The sequence below is a fragment of the Aeromicrobium sp. CFBP 8757 genome (assembly GCF_014841755.1).
Lineage (GTDB): Bacteria > Actinomycetota > Actinomycetes > Propionibacteriales > Nocardioidaceae > Aeromicrobium.
On the sequence record NZ_JACYUM010000004.1, the window covers coordinates 280,149 to 297,489 of the forward strand.

The 17,341-nt window shown below is 71.9% G+C and carries 16 protein-coding genes; 8 read left to right on the forward strand and 8 right to left on the reverse strand.

The window, feature by feature from the left end; genetic code table 11:
• Window positions 1-15: 15 nt before the first annotated feature.
• Window positions 16-1,380 (reverse strand): phosphomannomutase/phosphoglucomutase, encoded by a 1,365-nt coding sequence (locus IFT73_RS13300; RefSeq protein WP_371811269.1) that lies wholly within the window; start codon window positions 1,378-1,380, stop codon window positions 16-18.
• Window positions 1,377-1,706 carry a DUF3499 family protein gene (locus IFT73_RS13305; protein ID WP_192168039.1) on the reverse strand — a complete coding sequence of 110 codons (330 nt, stop codon included), beginning with the start codon at window positions 1,704-1,706 and terminating at the stop codon, window positions 1,377-1,379. Before IFT73_RS13305 ends, IFT73_RS13300 begins: the two co-directional genes overlap by 4 nt.
• Window positions 1,707-1,754: 48 nt before the next feature.
• On the opposite strand from IFT73_RS13305, the gene IFT73_RS13310 reads away from it, so the two are divergent.
• Window positions 1,755-2,237, forward strand: coding sequence for a metallopeptidase family protein (locus IFT73_RS13310; protein WP_192168040.1), 483 nt, complete (start codon window positions 1,755-1,757; stop codon window positions 2,235-2,237).
• A gap of 10 nt (window positions 2,238-2,247) precedes the next feature.
• Here the strand turns inward: IFT73_RS13310 and IFT73_RS13315 are convergent, their stop codons facing one another.
• The 3 genes from IFT73_RS13315 to IFT73_RS13325 all read right to left on the reverse strand — a co-directional run bounded on the left by IFT73_RS13315 (window position 2,248) and on the right by IFT73_RS13325 (window position 6,864).
• Window positions 2,248-3,627, reverse strand: a complete 1,380-nt coding sequence (locus IFT73_RS13315; protein ID WP_192168041.1) for a DUF5719 family protein — start codon at window positions 3,625-3,627, stop codon at window positions 2,248-2,250.
• Window positions 3,624-6,434: a glycosyltransferase family 2 protein gene (locus IFT73_RS13320; RefSeq protein ID WP_192168042.1), complete on the reverse strand. Its 2,811-nt coding sequence runs from the start codon at window positions 6,432-6,434 to the stop codon at window positions 3,624-3,626. Before IFT73_RS13320 ends, IFT73_RS13315 begins: the two co-directional genes overlap by 4 nt.
• Window positions 6,435-6,609: 175 nt before the next feature.
• Window positions 6,610-6,864: a WhiB family transcriptional regulator gene (locus tag IFT73_RS13325; RefSeq protein WP_056611083.1), complete on the reverse strand. Its 255-nt coding sequence runs from the start codon at window positions 6,862-6,864 to the stop codon at window positions 6,610-6,612.
• A gap of 118 nt (window positions 6,865-6,982) precedes the next feature.
• On the opposite strand from IFT73_RS13325, the gene IFT73_RS13330 reads away from it, so the two are divergent.
• From IFT73_RS13330 to IFT73_RS13345, 4 genes are all read left to right on the forward strand, one after another.
• Window positions 6,983-7,768, forward strand: a complete 786-nt coding sequence (locus IFT73_RS13330) for a 2-phospho-L-lactate transferase CofD family protein (protein ID WP_192168043.1) — start codon at window positions 6,983-6,985, stop codon at window positions 7,766-7,768.
• On the forward strand, window positions 7,765-8,430 hold the full coding sequence (locus tag IFT73_RS13335; protein WP_197984166.1) for a TIGR03089 family protein: 666 nt from the start codon (window positions 7,765-7,767) through the stop codon (window positions 8,428-8,430). The genes IFT73_RS13330 and IFT73_RS13335 overlap by 4 nt, the downstream gene beginning before the upstream one ends.
• 81 nt (window positions 8,431-8,511) lie before the next feature.
• Complete coding sequence (locus IFT73_RS13340) at window positions 8,512-9,408, forward strand: ABC transporter permease (protein ID WP_192168044.1); 897 nt, start codon at window positions 8,512-8,514, stop codon at window positions 9,406-9,408.
• The gene (locus IFT73_RS13345; RefSeq protein WP_371811270.1) at window positions 9,398-10,231 is read left to right on the forward strand and encodes an ABC transporter ATP-binding protein; all 834 of its coding nucleotides are present in this window, start codon (window positions 9,398-9,400) and stop codon (window positions 10,229-10,231) included. The genes IFT73_RS13340 and IFT73_RS13345 overlap by 11 nt, the downstream gene beginning before the upstream one ends.
• Window positions 10,232-10,294: 63 nt before the next feature.
• Here IFT73_RS13345 and IFT73_RS13350 read toward each other — a convergent pair whose 3' ends face one another.
• Both IFT73_RS13350 and IFT73_RS13355 read right to left on the reverse strand, forming a co-directional pair.
• On the reverse strand, window positions 10,295-11,665 hold the full coding sequence (locus IFT73_RS13350; RefSeq protein WP_192168045.1) for an LCP family protein: 1,371 nt from the start codon (window positions 11,663-11,665) through the stop codon (window positions 10,295-10,297).
• Between the two features lie 214 nt (window positions 11,666-11,879).
• Window positions 11,880-13,343, reverse strand: coding sequence for an LCP family protein (locus tag IFT73_RS13355; protein WP_192168046.1), 1,464 nt, complete (start codon window positions 13,341-13,343; stop codon window positions 11,880-11,882).
• A 161-nt stretch (window positions 13,344-13,504) separates the two neighbouring features.
• Here IFT73_RS13355 and IFT73_RS13360 point away from each other — a divergent pair, with 161 nt between their 5' ends.
• On the forward strand, window positions 13,505-14,635 hold the full coding sequence (locus IFT73_RS13360) for an LCP family protein (protein ID WP_192168047.1): 1,131 nt from the start codon (window positions 13,505-13,507) through the stop codon (window positions 14,633-14,635).
• Window positions 14,636-14,656: 21 nt separating this feature from the next.
• Here the strand turns inward: IFT73_RS13360 and IFT73_RS13365 are convergent, their stop codons facing one another.
• Window positions 14,657-15,436 carry a hypothetical protein gene (locus IFT73_RS13365; protein ID WP_192168048.1) on the reverse strand — a complete coding sequence of 260 codons (780 nt, stop codon included), beginning with the start codon at window positions 15,434-15,436 and terminating at the stop codon, window positions 14,657-14,659.
• A gap of 77 nt (window positions 15,437-15,513) precedes the next feature.
• Here IFT73_RS13365 and dapD point away from each other — a divergent pair, with 77 nt between their 5' ends.
• Window positions 15,514-16,458, forward strand: coding sequence for a 2,3,4,5-tetrahydropyridine-2,6-dicarboxylate N-succinyltransferase (dapD, locus tag IFT73_RS13370; RefSeq protein ID WP_192168049.1), 945 nt, complete (start codon window positions 15,514-15,516; stop codon window positions 16,456-16,458).
• 9 nt (window positions 16,459-16,467) lie between these two features.
• On the forward strand, window positions 16,468-17,292 hold the full coding sequence (locus IFT73_RS13375; protein WP_192168050.1) for a hypothetical protein: 825 nt from the start codon (window positions 16,468-16,470) through the stop codon (window positions 17,290-17,292).
• Window positions 17,293-17,341 lie beyond the last annotated feature (49 nt).

The window sequence follows — 17,341 nt, forward strand, 5'->3', positions numbered from 1 at the left end:
GCCCGCGCTGCTCGTTCAGTCCCCGCGGATGACGGCGAGGACGTCGTCGCGGACCGCGGACATCGTCGCCTCGTCGTCGCCCTCGACGTTCAGGCGCAACAGCGGCTCGGTGTTGGACGCCCGCACGTTGAACCACCACGTGTCGGCCGTGACCGTCAGCCCGTCCATCGTGTCCTGGTCGAGCTCGGCGTAGTCGTCGCGGAGCCGGTCGAGGATCGCGGGGCCGTCGTCGACCGTGCTGTTGATCTCGCCCGAGGCGACGTACCGCTCGTACTGCGCCATGAGCTGCGACACCGTGCCGTCGGTCTCGGCCAGCGCTGCCATGACGTGCAGGGCCGCGATCATGCCGGAGTCGGCGAGGAAGAAGTCCTTGAAGTAGAAGTGCCCCGAGTGCTCGCCGCCGAACACGGCGCCGGTGCGGGCCATCTCGGCCTTGATCAGCGAGTGGCCGACCGGCGTGCGCACCGCGGTGCCGCCGTTCTCGGCGACGATCTCGGGCACGGCCCTGGACGTGATGACGTTGTGCAGGATCGTCGCGCCGGGCGTCGTCAGGAGCGCGCGGTGCGCGATCAGGCCCGTGATGGCCGAGGGCGACACGACGTCGCCGCGCTCGTCGACCACGAAGCAGCGGTCGGCGTCGCCGTCGAAGGCCAGCCCGATGTCGGCGCCGGTCTCGCGGACCTTCGCCTGCAGGTCGACAAGCGTCGTGTGGTCGAGCGGGTTGGCGTCGTGGTTCGGGAACGTGCCGTCGAGCTCGAAGTACATCGGCGTGAGCTCGACGTCGAGCGAGGCGAACACCGACGGGACGGTGTGGCCCGCCATGCCGTTGCCGGCGTCGGCGACGACCTTCAGGCGACGCCCCGCGGGAACCGGCACGATCTCGTGCAGGTACTCGGCGTAGCGGCTCAGCGCGTCGCGCTCGCTGTACGAGCCGGTCGGCTCGGGCAGCTCGGTGCGCTGCAGCAGGGTCGTGGCGTGCTCGGCGATCGCCGACAGCCCCGTGTCGTAGCCGATCGGCTTGGCGCCGGCCCGGCACAGCTTGATGCCGTTGTACGCGGCCGGGTTGTGGCTGGCCGTGATCATGGCGCCCGGCAGGTCGAGGTCGCCCGAGGCGAAGTAGAGCAGATCGGTCGACGCCAGCCCGATCGCGACGACGTCGCCACCCTGGGCCCGCACGCCGTCGGAGAAGGCCTCGACCAGCACGGGCGAGGTGTCGCGCATGTCGTGGCCGATGACCGCCGCGCCGCGTCCGCCGGCGATGCCGGTCTCGACCGCGAAGGCCTCGCCGAGGGCCCGGGTCAGGGTGGGGTCGAGCTGTTCGGGCGAGCGGCCGCGCACGTCGTACGCCTTGACCACCTGCTCCAGGCGGGGGTCGATCACTGATCAGGCCTCACGAGTCGAAGGGAAGGTGGTCCGTCGGGGGCCGGGGCGGGCGGACGACCCGCCTCGCGGACGGCGTCGGCCAGCGCCAGCAGGTCGTCGCGGTTCGGCTCGGCCGCGGTCGGGTCGGGGGCGAGCCGCAGGACGCTCCAGCCCTGGGGCGCCGACATGCGCTGCGAGTGCGCCTCGCAGAGGTCGTAGGTGTGCGGCTCGGCGTACGTCGCCAACGGCCCGAGGACAGCGGTCTGGTCGGCGTAGACGTACGTCAACGTCGCCACCGCGGCCTGCGAGCACGTCGAGCGCGTGCACCGTCGAACTGTTCCCACGTGGCGAGGCTAGCGGGCCGGTCCGCACCACGGCGTTAGGCTCACCGCATGACATCGCGCACCGATGGCGAGGCCTCCGGCCCGACCTCCCGCTGGGGAGGGGTCGTCAGCGGTCCCCGGCCCGGACGCATGCGCGACCGGCGTGGTCGCGGGCCTCGCGGACCCGTCGCGCTGCCCGGTCCGCTGTCGCCCGACAGCATCCCGACCCACCGCCCGTCGCGGGAGTCGTTCGGCCTGCTCGTCGAGGAGATCTGCACCGCGCTCGAGCCGCACTTCACGGTCGAGCCCGACCACGTCGAGATCGTCGTCGACGAGGCTCCCCTGCTGCCGCCCGAGTGGACCGACGAGGTGCCGCTCAGCATCGTCGCCGCGATCCCCGGCGGTCACCGCATCCTGGTGTTCCGCATCCCGATCACGCACCGCTGCGTGACGGAGCGGGACCTCGAGGAGATCGTGTGGTCGGTGATCCTCGACCGGCTCGCCGAGGTGTGGCACATGTCGCCCGACGACCTCGACCCGCGGCCCCGCTGACCGGCGACGCTCAGCGCGCCGGCCGCACCTGGGGAGCCTCGGCCGACACGGGGGCCGCCGACAGCGCCAGCGAGCTGACCCGGTCGCCGTCGGTGTAGGTGGCGGCGGCCACGACCCGGCCCGTCGGTCGCAGGACGAGGTAGGCCGCCCCCTCGACGTCGGGCCGCACGGCGGTCGTCGTCCCGGCGGCCAGGGTCACGGTGGTCGGGGACCCGACGGGCGCCATCGACGCGTCGAAGGCCTGCACCTCGACCGAGGCCGCGTCCTCGGCCGCCGTCAGCACCAGCTGCGGCACCGACGAGCGGTCGCCCAGCGCGACCGGGACGACGGTCGGCCCCGAGAGTGCCGGGGTCGACTCCGCGTACGCGACGTCGGTGGCCGTCGGGGCCGACCTGACGGTCGCCGACACGGGCTGGTCGGACGTCAGCCGCAGCGCCTGCGGCTCGGCCCCGGCGGAGGCGGGGATCGTGACCGCCTGCACCGTGCCACCCGCGACCGAGACCTGCTCGAGGCCCTCGGGCGTGAACGTGCCCTTCTGCCCGACGACCTCGACGTCGACCCGGGCGGTAGACGTGCCGGGGTTCAGCACCAGCAGCGTGCGTCCGGAGGCACCTGCGACGAGCCCGCCGACGACCTGGGTGCGACGCGGCGACTGCGCGGCCGAGATCGGCTCGGTGCCCCGGGGCGCCGACGTCGAGGTGTCGTTGACGACCGCCGAGACCGAGCCCCGGCGGCGGGTCAGGTGCACCGCCACCTCGGACTCCCCCGCAGCCAGCTCGTCGAGGCGGATGCGCCGCACCGAGTGCGGCTCGACGACGATGCCGTCGGCATCGACGGCGTCGATGGGGCCCTCGGGCCCCCACAGCGACAGGTCGACCGAGGCGGTCGAGCCCGCGAGATTCGTCAGGATGAGGGTCGAGAAGTGACCGTTGCCCGAGCCGAGACCGAGGAGCCAGGCGTCGTCGACGATGCCCGTGCACGCGCCGACCACCAGGCCCCCGCCACCCGAGGCCGGCGCGGTGCCGGAGAAGTAGCCGACGGCCCCCGATCCCGTGCCCTGCTGGTCGACGACGACGCCCTCGCCGTCGACGACCGCCGTGCGCCACCCGTCGGCGCCGGCGAGCCCCGACGCGGGCGTGCGGGACGGCAGGACCTCGGCCGTCGCGGACGTCCCGGCCTCGACCTGCCCCGACGCCACCGTGATGATCGAGCCCGCGGGGCACGCGTACGACGACTGCGTCACCGGGACCGACGTCGGACGCCGAGCGCCGTCGCCGTCGCCGTCGCCGTCGGCGCCCGGCGCCAGCACGGCGGCGAGCACGAGGACGACGGCGAGCGCCGGGAAGGCCGCCGCCTTGAGGACGTCGAGCGGTCCATGGGACGGGGTCATGCGGAGACCTCCTCGACGTCGCCGGGCAACGGGGCGGGCTCGGCACGTCGGCGCACCGGAGCGGTCAGCACGATCGCGACGAGCCAGAGCAGCACCTGCAGGCCCGTCAGCGGCCGGTGCCACCACGGTGCGGACGACCGGTCGGCGGCGGGGGCCGACTCGAGGGTCCACACGCGCGAGTCGGGGTCGTCGCTGCCGGACGGCTCGAGGGCCGGGGTCGCGTCGATGCGGCGGACGAGCTCGGGGTCGGCCCGCGGCGCGTAGATCGCGTCGATGCCGGCGGCGGCGAGTCGCTCGACCTCGGCGCCGGTGGACTGGGCCAGCAGGCGGCGCACCGCCCGGGCGACGCGCTCGGTCGCCTCGGACGAGGCCGCGACGGCTTCCTGGCCGAGGAACGGCCCGTCGCCCGTCACGACGTCGATCTCGACACCCGACGCGATCGAGCCCGTGACGACGAGCGTGTCGCCCGGACGGTCGGCGACGAACGCCGGGACGACGGCCCGCGGCTCGTCGTCGAGCGGGTCGGCCGTGCCGCGGGCGATCCACCACACGCCGGTGCCGATCGGCATCACGAGCGCGACGACGACGGCGGCGACGACCACGGGACGCCCGCGGTCGACGACGGCGGGCACGGCCAGCAGCACCGCGGTCGCCAGCCCACCGATCCACAGCCCGGTCGGCACGCCGACCCAGGCCGTCACGGACGCGGCGCCGTCGGCGGACGAGTAGCTCACGAAGGTGCCGGCGAGCGCGACCCCGAGCCCGATCAGCGCGACGGTCCACGCCAGCTGCACGCCCGCGCGGGTGCGTGTGGGCACGAGCGCCAGGACCGCGAGCACCAGCAGGCCGACCGTCAGCACACCGGGAGCGGCGCCCGGACCTCCCGCGCGGCCGAGGACGACGTCGGTGACCGAGGCGCTGCCGGGCACGGGCAGGCCCGCCTCCCACCACATCTGCCACGGACGGAGCGCGCGCTGCGCGAGCCACGGCCCGAGCAGCACGAGGGGCGTCACGACGGCGACGAGCAGCTGGCGGCTCACCCAGCGGCCCTCCGACCACCACAGCACCAGCAGGCCCGCGAGCCCGAGCACGAGGACGATCGGGGCGAACGCCGCCGCCAGCGACATCCAGATGCCGAGGCGCAGGGCCAGCTGCCATCCCGGCTGCTCGGCGAGCTGCCACGCGGTGTTGACGACGATCGGCAGGACGATCAGCGCCACGACGGTGCCGATGCGTCCTTGGGCGACGGCACCCGTCGCGACGACGGCGAGACCGTACGACACGGCCCACACGAGACGCGGCAGACGGTGCGGGCTGATCTGCCGGCCCAGCCGGTGCGCCGTGAGCGCGGCGAGCGGGACGGCGAGCACCATGACGACCGTGACGACGAGGCCGGGGTGGAACCAGACCGGGGTCGCGACGACGGCCAGCGGCAGCGCGAACAGCGGCGGCAGGGACGTGCTGCCCAGGCCGACGTCGTGACGCTGCTCGAACAGCAGGCCCCACCAGCCGCCGGCCGTGCCGGGCGCCGGCAGCAGGGCGCCACCGTCGAGGCCACCCCCGAGCAGACCGCGCCCCGCGACGAGCGACAGCACGACGAGCGTCAGGACGGCGGTCAGCCACGGACGTCGCAGCAGCAGCGACGGGCCGTCGTCGAGGTCGACCGCCTCGTCGGGTGCGTGCTCGACGGCGGTCGACCGGCGGCCGACCGACGAGGCGGCCTCGGGCTTGACGAGGGCCGTCACGGTCTCGCGCAGGACGTCGTACCCGTGCTGGTACGGCAGCCAGTACGGCGGGAACAGGTCGCGGATCGCGCGGTGCGACCGGCGGCTGGTGCGGGCCCTGCGGCGGCGTGCCCGCAGGAGCCGGACGGGGTGCAGGTAGGTCGAGCGGAGCGCCAGCAGCTCGTCGCCCGCGGCCTCGGGGTCCTTGCCGATCAGGAGGCCGACGACGCGCACGAGCGAGCCGACGAACAGACGGACGTACTGCCACACGAAGTGCGGCATCGGGGTGTTGGCGAGCAGCGTGTGCAGCGCCGCGCGGCGCAGCTCCCAGTGCGGCCGGTCGCCCGGTGCATGTGGGCGGGTCCCGCGGCGGCTCGACTCGGCGTGGAACAGCACGGCCGTCGGTGCGGTGCGGGTGCGGTAGCCGGCGCGGGCGAGGCGCCAGCCGAGGTCGACGTCGTCGAAGTGCAGCGGCAGGTCGGGGTCGAGCCCGCCGAGCTCGTCCCAGACGTCGCGCCGCACCAGCATGCCGGCGGTGTTGACGGCGAGGACGTCGCGGGGTCGGTCGTGCTGTCCGGCGTCCGGCTCACCCGTCTCGAGGCCCGTCTCGCGCGCGCCGGTCGACGTGACGGTCACGCCGACCTCGAGGAGGCGACGCAACGACGGCCACTCGCGGATCTTGGGGCCGACCATCGCGATGTCGGTGGCCGAGGTGGCGGTGTCGAGCAGGCCCGACAGCGTGCCGGGCAGCACCGCTGCGTCGTCGTGCAGGAGCCAGAGCCAGTCGGTCTCGGGCAGATCGGCCAGCCCGAGCCGGACGGCGTCGCCGAACCCGGTGCCGGCAGGGGCGTGGGTCACGCGGTCGGCGCCGAAGAAGTCGGCGAGCAGCTCGGCGCTGCCGTCGGTCGATCCGACGTCGACGGCCCGCCAGGCGGTGGGCGCGTGGAACATGTGCGTCAGGGACGCGAGGACCTTCGGCAGCCAGCGGGCCCCGTTGTGGGCGACCAGCACGGCACCGACGGTGGGTGGGTCGTCGAGCCAGTGGCGCGTCGCGCCGACCTCGTCCTCACCGACCCCGTCCACAACGGCCAACCCTAGGCCATCTCCCCCAACCGCGGGTCCGGCCCGATGTCAGCTCCTCACCCCGCAGGCGCGTACCTGAGCGGGCTGGCGCCCGGCTGGCAAGGCAGAGGAGGGAAGGCGCACCGGTCTTGTGCGCCGACCGACGATAACGCCGCCAGGCGGGATGCCAGGTCGTTCAGGCTCGTTTCTTGAGCTTGCGGCGCTCGCGCTCGGACAACCCGCCCCAGATGCCGAAGCGCTCGTCGTGGGCGAGGGCGTAGTCGAGGCACTCGCCGCGGACGTCGCAGGTCAGGCAGACGCGCTTGGCCTCGCGGGTCGAGCCGCCCTTCTCGGGGAAGAACGCCTCGGGGTCGGTCTGGGCGCACAGCGCACGCTCCTGCCACATGAGTTCCTCATCGGGCTCGTGCGACAGTTCCAGATCGAATGACATAGATGGAATTACAGTCCCGTGACCTCTCACATGTCAAGCCGATTGGCAAGATCCACGCGATTCGCGGCGTGTCGTGGCCGCCGGTCGACGGTGCGCCGGGTCAGGACACAATGGCCGGATGCGGATCACGCTCATCTCCGGCGCCGACGGCGCACCCTTCGTGCACGAGCTCGCGGCGGCCCTCGGGCCCGACGACGAGCTGACGGTCGTCGCCCCGATCGTCCGCGACCACTGGTCGGCCTGGCTCAAGGCGTGCCCCGACCTGGACGCCCTGCTCAGCCCGCCGGGCGTGACGCCGACGTTCGCGGTGGCCGACCAGCTGCGGTCGATCGACTACTCCCCCGCGTGGCAGCGGGCCAGCGACCAGACGGTCGCGACACGTCTGGTCCGCACCGAGCTGCTGGGCACCGGCTACTCCTTGTCGCAGGCGACGCTGGCGGCGGCGTCACGTGGCGGCCTGGGCTACCGGCTGCTGCCGATGAGCGATGACCGAGCCGAGCTGCACGTCGTGGTCGAGGGCGACGACGAGCAGCCGCGGGCCGTGCACGTCGAGGAGTACCTGGCCGCGCCGTCGACGCACGTCGCGAGCGAGACGGTGCTGGTCGCCGAGGCGTGGGGCGTGTCGTCCCTGGTCGCCGACGAGCTGCGCGACAGCGACGTCGTGGTGCTGGGTCCGTCGAGCCGCACGCTGGCGATCGATCCCGTGCTCCGCACGCCGGGTCTGCTCGACGTCCTCGACGACCGGGGGCGCGCGCAGGTGCTCGTCGTCGAGCACGACGACACCGCGCCGGACGAGCTGGTGCGGGTCGCGGGTCTGCGGGCCGACGTGCCCGGCGAGGCGCGGACCGTCGCGGCGGACGTCACGGCCGTCGTCGCGACGCTGCGCGAGGTGGTGGCCCCGTGAAGACGCTCGACCACCTGCTGCGCGCGGCGGCCGACCCCTCGCAGCCCCTCGTGACCTACTACGACATGTCGACGGGCGAGCGCGTCGAGCTCAGCACGACGACGACCGCGAACTGGGTCGCCAAGACCAGCAACTTCCTGGTCGACGAGCTCGACGTCGAGCCGGGTGCTCGCATCCGGCTGGGTCTGCCGAGCCACTGGCTCACGATGGTCTGGATCCTGACGGCCTGGAACGTCGGTGCCGCGGTCGTCGACCACGACGCCGGGATCGGGGTCAGCGGGCCCGAGCTGCGGGCCGACGAGCCGCACCGCCTGGCGGCCTCGCTACGACCCCTCGGCGGACGGTTCGCCGAGGCACCCGCGGGCTTCCTCGACCTGGGGGCCGAGGTCCCGGGTCACGGCGACCACTTCGTGGCGGTCGACCCGCCGACCGCCGGCACCGTCGCCCTCGACCTCGAGGGACGCACCAGCACGCATGCCGACGTCCTGGCCGTGACGGCACCGTCGTCGGCCCGGCTCGTCGTGACGCCGGGCCCCACGGCCCGGGACGCCCGGATGCTCGCCGCGGCGTGCCTCGGCGGCGGCTCGCTGGTCGTCGTCGCGCAGGCCACGCCCGAGCAGCTGGACCGCGTGGCGGCCCAAGAGGGCGGAACCCCCACGTAGATCGATCCTCTACACTCGTCCGAGGCTGACGCGGTACCTCCCGAGGCCACGATCGTCCGAACAGTAGGGACCCGACACGCAATGACAATCGCCGACGAGGCCGCCAGCGCAGGCCTCACCAAGGTGGGCGGACGCCCCTCGCTGCGCGAGTACGTCACCGAGGTGTGGCGCAGGCGGTCGTTCATCTTCTCGATGGCCAAGTTCCGCATCGAGTCCGAGAACCAGCAGAACTCGCTCGGCATGTTCTGGGTCATCCTCAAGCCGCTGCTCAACGCGCTGATCTACGGCGCGGTCTTCGGCGTCCTGATCGGCCCCCAGGGCCGCCCGCCGCACTTCGTCGAGTTCCTGATCATCGGCATCTTCGTCTTCGAGTTCTTCGCCCAGTCGTGGACGGCCGGCGGACGGGCCATCACGAACAACTCGGCCCTGGTGCAGAGCCTCGCGTTCCCCCGCATGGTGCTGCCGCTGGCCGCCGTGACCGAGCGCTTCCTGAAGTTCCTGCCGACCGTCGCGATCATGCTCGTGTTCCTGGTCGCCACCGGCAACCCGATCACGTGGCACTGGCTGCTGATCATCCCGATCTTCGCCCTGTTCTTCGCGTTCACGTGCGGCATCGTGCTGATCACGGCCCGCCTCGCGGTGCACTGGCGCGACCTCAACAACTTCCTGCCGTTCATCACGCGTTTCTTCTTCTACACGACCGGCATCTTCTTCAGCATCGAGGAGCGGTTCGGCCCCAAGCCGCCGTCGGCCGCCAACCCCGAGGGCACGCCCGGCCACCCGTGGCTCGTGACCCTGACCGACTACCAGCCCGTCCACGAGTTCCTCAGCATCGCCCGCGCGGCGCTGCTCGACGGCCCCTTCTACGACACCAACACCGACTACTGGGTCTACTCGATCCTGTGGACGATCGGCGTGCTGGCGTTCGGGGTCTGGTTCTTCTGGCGCGCCGAGGAGAGGTACGGACGTGTCGACTGATCCCACCGAGCAGTCCGGGTCTATCGACGACCTCGACGACCTCGGCATGCCCCACCCGCCCGTGCACGTCCCGCAGGGGCCCCGCGCCCCCGTCGTGATCGTCGACGACGTGCACGTCGAGTACAACGTGTTCGCGACGGGCAAGCGTCCGTCCGCCGCCGACCGCAAGTCGCTGCGCCTCAAGGGTCGCGGCAAGCAGATGCGCACCGTCCACGCGCTCAAGGGCGTCTCGTTCACGGCGTACCAGAACGACAGCATCGGCGTCATCGGCACCAACGGCTCGGGCAAGTCGACGCTCATGCGGGCGATCGCGGGCCTGACGCCCACCAGCAAGGGCGCGATCTACTCCGAGTCGCGGCCGAGCCTGCTGGGCGTCGGCGCGGCGTTGCTGAAGGACCTGTCCGGCGAGCGCAACATCATCCTCGGCGGGCTCGCGATGGGCTTCACGATGGACGAGATCGAGGCCCGCTACGACGACGTCGTGGCCTTCGCCGGTCTCGAGAAGTTCATCGACCTGCCGATGCGCGCGTACTCCTCGGGCATGACGGCCCGTCTCAAGTTCGCGATCGCGAGCATGGCGACGCATGAGATCCTGATCGTCGACGAGGCCCTCGCCGTCGGTGACCGCACGTTCCGCAAGCGCAGCGAGGCCCGCATCCGCGAGATCCGCGACGACGCCGGCACGGTGTTCCTCGTCAGCCACTCGATGCAGTCGATCAAGGACACGTGCAGCCGCGTCATCTGGCTCGACCAGGGGACGCTGCTGATGGACGGCGAGCCGGACGAGGTCATCGCCGCCTACCACGCCGCCCAGGACAAGTGACGCGCTGCGCTCGCTCGGCCTGTGGTGGCGGCCCTCGCTGCCATCAGGTTGGTTGCTGACGCCTCAGCAGGCGGTCTGCAGGTCCTCGGCGTTGTTGGCCGCGCGGCCCTCGGTGGGCGACTGCGTCGTCGGGGTGGTCGGCGTCGGCGTCGTCGGCGTGCCGGTCGTCGAGCCCGTCCCGCCGCCGGTGGCGGGCTTCGCGGCGTCGCCCTCCGACTCGTCGATCGCGGTCTTGATCGCGGCGTGGATCGCGTCGAAGTCGGGCGTCTGGGTGTTGAACTGCGGCGGGACGATCGAGACCGTGCGGATCTGCTTACCCCGCGCCTTCAGGGCCAGGTCGGCGAAGCGGCCGAGCTCGGTCTGCGGGATGTTGGTGCTGAGCAGCTGCTTGCCGGAGCTCGCGATCTTGGTCGCGTTGGTCAGCACCTTGGCCGGACTCAGCTGATCGGCCATCGCCGCCATCAGGCACTTCTGGCGTCCCATGCGGGCGTAGTCGTCGGACTGCACCCGGCTGCGGGCGTACCAGAGCGCCTCCTGCCCGTCGAGCTTCTGCCGGCCCGGCTCGATGTAGACGTTCTTGTAGGCGTCGTCGTGGCCGAACATCGCGATGCGGGTCTTGACGTCCATCTCGACGCCGCCGACGGCGTCGACGAGACCTTTGAAGCCGTTGAGGTTGACCATGATGTAGTAGTTGATCGTCAGGTCGGTCGCACCCTCGATCGCGTCGATCGTGGCGTCGAGGCCCGGGTCCTTGCTGTCGGGGTAGAGGTCCTTGCGGTCCTGCGCCATCGTGTGCACCGCGTTCAGCAGGCACTCGTCGCCGCAGTTGTAGCCGTACGGGTAGACCGCGGCCAGCGGCGAGTCCTTGCGGAACGGGACGTTCTCGAGGTTGCGCGGCAGCGAGACCATGACCGACTTGCCGGTGTCGGCGTCGATGCTCAGCACCGTCATCGAGTCGGGACGGACGCCCGTGCGGTCGGCGCGGGCGTCGGAGCCCAGCAGCAGGATGTTGAAGCGACCCGCGAGCGGCGGGGTCACCTCGGTCTCGGGGAAGACCGTCTTGACGACGTTGCGCTGCACCTGGATGAGCTGCGAGGCGAAGGCCGTCGACCCCGCCACGCTGCCGATGATCGCGAGGTTGACGACCGTCACGACCGCCGCCCGCACGAACGTCAGGCGCACGGGCGAGCCGAGACGCCAGGCGTCGACGAACAGCACGAGCCACAGCAGCACCGCCACGACCATCGAGACGCGCGTGGCCAGCAGGACGTCGGGATCGGTGAACCAGCCCAGCACCCGGGCCCGGTCGGTGCGGAACGTGTAGAACGCGTAGCCGGCTCCCGCGATCGCCGCGCACCACGCGACGATCGCGGTCCAGCCGATGATCTTCTTGCCCATCGCGACCTGCGCCGAGCCCGGCACGACCATCGTCATGAGGCACAGCGTGAGGACACGACGGAATCGGACACGCGGCGAGTCCAGGTGGCGGTCCTGGTAGCCGCGGCCCAGCAGACTGGCCCGATGCGTCATGGTTCCTCGTGATCGTGCCTGGCGGACGGACGCCGCCGGGCGGAGCCCCCAGTATCGCTGATGAGGGCGTCCGTCACCGCATCCACCGTCGGATCTCAGCCAGTCCTCAGCCGGGACCTCAGCAGGCCGCAGCCAGGTCGGAGCTCTGGTTGGCCTCGATCGGGTCCTTCTTCTTCGCGGCGGCCTTGGCCTCGACCTGCTGCTCCTGGGTCGGCGGCACCGAGAGCGCCGCCGTCGCGAGGTGGGTCTTGGCCGCGGCGTTGGTGCCCTCGGCCTCGTCGATCGCCGCGCCGACCATGGTGCGGACCTTCACGTAGTCGGGGTTGCCGGTGTAGATGACCGGCGGGACCAGCGAGACCGTCGAGATCTTCTGCGACTTGGCCTTCAGCGCGAGGTCCATGAAGACGTCGAGGTCCTTCTGCGGGATGTCGGTGCTGAGCAGCTCCTTGCCCGACTTGGCGATCTTGCCGACGTTCAGCAGGACCTTCTGGGGGCTCATCTGCTGGACCATCGCGTTGATGACGCACTTCTGGCGTCCCATGCGGGAGAAGTCGTTGTTCAGCACCCGGCTGCGGGAGTACCAGAGGGCCTGGTCGCCCGTGACCTTCTGCTTGCCGGCCTCGATGTAGCCGCGCACGGGCGAGCCGATGCCGCCGATCGCGGTGCGCTCGCGCACGTCGAGCGTCACGCCGCCGACGGCGTCGATGAGCTTGGCGAAGCCCTTCATGTTGACCATCGCGTAGTAGTTGAGCTTGAGACCCGTGATCTCCTCGACGGCGTCCATCGTGGCCTTGATGCCGGGCGACTTCGTCCCGTAGCGGTCGGCGTGGTCGTTGGCCCACGTGTTGACCGAGTTGAGGTAGCAGCCGTCGCAGTCGAAGCCGTTCGGGAACTCCTTGTCCATGACGGTGCCGGGCTTGAACGGGACGTCCTCGAGGTTGCGGGGCAGGCCGATCAGCACGGTGCGTCCGGTGTCCTTGTCGATCGACGCGACCGTCAGCGAGTCGGGCCGGACACCGCTGCGGTCCGGACCGGAGTCGCCGCCGAGCAGCAGGACGTTGTAGCGGCCCGACTCGGGGGCGGACGTCGTGCTGGCCGAGAACACCGTGCCGACGAACGACTGCGACGTGCTGACCATGTGGGCCGCGAAGAACATGACACCGGCCGTGACGAAGCACAGGGCGCTGTTGAGGCCCGTCATCCACAGACGGTGCTTGCGGGCCATCTCGAGCGGGCGACCGAGGCGCCAGGCGTCGATCATCAGGGCCACCCAGGCGATCGCGCCGGCGATGAGCGTCCAGCGCCCCAGCGTCAGGACGGTCGGGTTGGTCATGAGCGAGAACAGGCCCGTGCGCGAGGTCAGCGAGACCACCAGCAGCGCGGCTCCGACGACCAGGAACGCGAGCCAGATGCGGACGCTGATGCGTCCGACCTTCTTGTTGCCCATCACGAGCTGGGCCGACCCGGGCATGACGAGCGTCATGGCGGTCAGCGTCAGGGCGCGGCGGAACTGGATACGGGCCGAGGTGTCGGCCGGGCGGTCGTACGACCCGCCCAGGACACTCGATGGAACGTCAGACATGGGGTCCTCGCGATGATGGGGAAGAGCTGAGGTGGACTCAGTATTCACTCAAACCCTCAATCGGAGGTTGAGGGCGCGCCGCGACGCGCCGCGCAATTTCGACGCGCTGCCCCGCGGTCGGCTGCGGTGTCGGCGACGCGGGGTCCGGTACGGTCGTCTCCATGTCAGATCAGCGCCCGCAGGGCAACTACGGGTGGCTCTACGGCGAGGACGACAGCACGCGTCCGGCGCCCCGTGCGGACGGTTCCGAGCTGCCCCCGCCGCAGCTCCCGCCCCCCAACCTCCCCCCGCCGGGTGGCCGCGGCCGGCCCGCGGCCGGCGAGCCTCCCCGGCCGAAGAAGCGACGCACCAAGCGACGCGTCGCCGGCATCCTGGTGCTGGCCTGGATCGTCTTCCTCGTCGCCGTCCCGATCTGGGCGTGGGGCAAGATCGCCAAGGTCGACGCCGACCCGGGCGGCGACCGTCCCGCCGACCAGCCCGGGACGACGTACCTGCTGGTCGGCTCCGACAGCCGCCGCGGACTGACCAAGGCCGAGCAGAAGGAGCTGTCGACCGGTGGCGACGGCGGCGGGCGCGGTCGCACCGACACGATCATGATGCTGCACACCGGCGCCGGGCCCGACGTCCTGATGTCGATCCCGCGCGACTCGATCGTCGACATCCCCGGCTACGGCCGCACCAAGGTCAACGCGGCGTACGCGTACGGCGGACCCAAGCTGCTGGTCAAGACGATCGAGGACAACACCGGCATCCGCGTCGACGACTACGTCGAGGTCGGCTTCGGCGGTCTGGTCAAGGTCGTCGACTCCCTGGGCGGGGTCGAGATCTGCCCCACGGAGAACATCAAGGACAAGGACTCGGGGCTCGACGTCAAGAAGGGCTGCCAGACCGCCGACGGACGCACCGCGCTGGCGTACTCGCGCAACCGTCACTCCTACGCCACGCAGGACATCCAGCGCGTGCAGAGCCAGCGCGAGGTGCTCGGCTCGATCGCCGGCGAGGCCAAGTCGCCCTGGACCGTCCTCAACCCGTTGCGCTACCTGAGCGTCGCCTCCGGGGCCTCGGGCTCGCTGACGATCGGCGAGGACGTCGGACCCATCTCGCTCGGCAAGTTCGCCCTCGCGCTGTCGTCGTCGATGGGCGGCAAGGGGCTCAACTGCACCGTGCCGCTGCGCGACTTCGCCGTGACGTGGGACCCCGAGCGTGCTCCGCGGATGTTCAAGCTCATCGCCCAGGACAAGAGCTCGGAGATCGGCTCGCTGTGCACCAAGGACGGCCTCCCGAAGTCGTAGCCGCGGCACCCGCACGGTGCGCTAGTACGGCGACACGAGGAACCGGCTCAGGCCCTGGCACTCGTCCGGCAGGCCCTCGATCGGGTCGGGCCGGGGGGCGTCGTCCTCCGAGACGAACCCGCCGCCGAGGTCGAGCACATCGCCCACGGCGTAGGTCGTCCCGCCCGGAAGGGTGACCACGGGCTCGGGACCGTACAAGACGGTCGTCCCGAACGGCCAGATCAGCAGGGTGCCGGCGCCGGACGCGTCGCCGACGCCGAGGCATCGATCGCCCACCACGGCCAGCTCGGAGCGCATCGCCGCATCCATGCCGGCGTTCGAGAGCTCGGCGACGGCGACACGGGGCTGCGCGCCGGAGCCGAGCACCGTCGCTGCGGGGTCGAGGCCCAGGTCCACGACCTCGGGCGTCGCGGAGACGGTCGCCACGACGTCCGCGTCCCGGCAGCTCGGCGGCACGTCGTCGACCTCGGGCGTCGCGGAGACGGTCGCGCGGAACACCAGCTCCGACCCCACGTCGTACGAACGACCGTGGAACTGCAGCCGCCCGCCCGTCCACTCCGGGCCATCGGCGTCGTCGGACGGCAGACGCAGCAGTGCGTGAGACGTCTCGTCGTCCTCCGTGACGGCCGCGGCGAGGCATCCACCTCGCACCTCGAGCGTCCCGGTGACGTACAGCGTCTCGGCGTCGTCGACCCCATCGGCGTACGTCGCCAGCGCCACCTCGCCGGCCGACCCGCCTCCCGACTCCCCACACGCGACGACCGCGAGCAGCAGGCACAGCAACCACCTGACACGTCTCATGCACCGACGATAGGACGTCGACATCCGCCTCGCAGGCGTCTCCCGGGACCTCACCCGCGTCCCGCTAGGTTTGACCCATGACTTCCGAGGAACACCCCGGCGCCCACGCCTACGGTCTCGCGACCCTGACCGCCGACGGCACGGTGCTCGACGTCTGGTACCCCGAGCCCCGGCTGGGCGCGGCACCCGACAACGGGCTGGAGCCCGCCGAGCTGACGGCTCTCGAGGGCGACGACCCCGTCCGCCAGGTGACCAAGGCCGTCGTGCTGACCCGCGTCGACGACCTGCAGTCCGCCCCCACCGACGCCTACGACGTGTGGCTGCGCCTGCACCTGCTGTCGCACCGTCTCGTCCGCCCCCACGGGCTGAGCCTAGACGGTCAGTTCGGCCTGCTGGCCAACGTCGTGTGGACGTCGATCGGCCCCTGCGCGGTCGCCGACTTCGAGGCGACCCGCGCCCGGGCCCGCGCGGCCGGCCAGCACGTCCAGGTCACGAGCGTCGACAAGTTCCCCCGCATGACCGACTACGTCGTGCCGAGCGGCGTCCGCATCGGCGACGCCGACCGCGTCCGGCTCGGGGCGCACCTGGCCGAGGGCACCACGGTGATGCACGAGGGCTTCGTCAACTTCAACGCCGGCACCCTGGGCCACGCGATGGTCGAGGGACGCATCTCGGCCGGCGTCACGGTCGGCGACGGTTCCGACATCGGAGGTGGCGCGTCGATCATGGGCACGCTGTCGGGCGGCGGCAAGGAGGTCATCCGGGTGGGTCGCAACTGCCTGATCGGCGCCAACGCCGGCATCGGCATCTCGCTGGGCGACGACTGCGTCGTCGCGGCCGGCACCTACGTGACGGCCGGCTCGAAGGTCACGACGCCCGACGGCTCGGTCGTCAAGGCCTCCGAGCTCACGGGCCAGGACGGCATCCTGTTCCTGGTCGACAGCGCGACGGGCGTGCTCGAGGCACGTCCGCGCGGCGAGCGCACCGGCATCGAGCTCAACGCGGCCCTGCACGCCAACTAGGGTGCCGGCGTGAGGTTGCGCTGGTTCGTCGTGGCGGGTCTCGTGACGGCCCTGGTGCTGTTCGCGACGGTCGTGCGCGACCGGGCCCCGCTGCGGGCGGAGTTCTGCGTCGCGACGGTCGGCGACACGCGCGCCCAGCTCGACCTCGAGCAGGGGCGGTGGGCGTCGCTGATCGCCGCGATCGCGCAGCAGCGGGGGCTGCCGCCGCGGGCGACGACGATCGCGATCGCGACGGCCTTCCAGGAGTCGAGGATCCACAACATCGACTACGGCGACCGCGACTCCGTGGGGCTGTTCCAGCAGCGTCCCTCGCAGGGCTGGGGAACGGTCGAGCAGATCATGGACCCCCACTACGCGATCGGCGAGTTCTACGACGCCCTGGTGAAGATCGACGGCTACCAGGACATGGTCATCAACGACGCGGCGCAGCTGGTGCAGCGATCGGGCTTCCCGCAGGCGTACGCGCAGCACGAGGACTACTCGCGTGCGCTCGCCTCGACCCTGCGCGGCTACAGCCCGGCCCGCTTCACGTGCCAGGTCAACGCCGGCGGCAGCGGCAGCACCACGGCCGTCGTCGAGGACGTGCGCGAAGCGTTCGGCGACATCGCGGTCGTCCGCAACGGCGACGACGCGTCGTACCCGCTCAGCGGGCGGGCCGCCGACATCGAGGCCCGCGGGTGGGCCATCGCGCAGTACCTGGTCGGGCAGGCAGCGTTCCTCGGCATCGCCGAGGTGACGTTCGACGGCTACCGGTGGACGGCCGTCGACTCCGACAAGGGGTGGACCCGGGGCGACGTGCCCCGGTCGACGACCGTCCGCGTCTCGACCAACTGACGCGGGTCCCCTGCGTGGGCGGTGACCGAGCGACGTGTGCCGGGCCCGG

Excerpts from the sequence above, each read along its gene's own strand:
- IFT73_RS13310 (WP_192168040.1), top strand. The coding sequence starts at position 1,755 with ATGACATCGCGCACCGATGGCGAGGCCTCCGGCCCGACCTCCCGCTGG.
- IFT73_RS13315 (WP_192168041.1), bottom strand. The coding sequence starts at position 3,627 with ATGACCCCGTCCCATGGACCGCTCGACGTCCTCAAGGCGGCGGCCTTC.
- IFT73_RS13325 (WP_056611083.1), bottom strand. The coding sequence starts at position 6,864 with ATGTCATTCGATCTGGAACTGTCGCACGAGCCCGATGAGGAACTCATG.
- IFT73_RS13330 (WP_192168043.1), top strand. The coding sequence starts at position 6,983 with ATGCGGATCACGCTCATCTCCGGCGCCGACGGCGCACCCTTCGTGCAC.
- IFT73_RS13340 (WP_192168044.1), top strand. The coding sequence starts at position 8,512 with ATGACAATCGCCGACGAGGCCGCCAGCGCAGGCCTCACCAAGGTGGGC.
- IFT73_RS13350 (WP_192168045.1), bottom strand. The coding sequence starts at position 11,665 with ATGACGATGGTCGTGCCGGGCTCGGCGCAGGTCGCGATGGGCAAGAAG.
- IFT73_RS13355 (WP_192168046.1), bottom strand. The coding sequence starts at position 13,343 with ATGTCTGACGTTCCATCGAGTGTCCTGGGCGGGTCGTACGACCGCCCG.
- IFT73_RS13360 (WP_192168047.1), top strand. The coding sequence starts at position 13,505 with ATGTCAGATCAGCGCCCGCAGGGCAACTACGGGTGGCTCTACGGCGAG.
- IFT73_RS13365 (WP_192168048.1), bottom strand. The coding sequence starts at position 15,436 with ATGAGACGTGTCAGGTGGTTGCTGTGCCTGCTGCTCGCGGTCGTCGCG.
- dapD (WP_192168049.1), top strand. The coding sequence starts at position 15,514 with ATGACTTCCGAGGAACACCCCGGCGCCCACGCCTACGGTCTCGCGACC.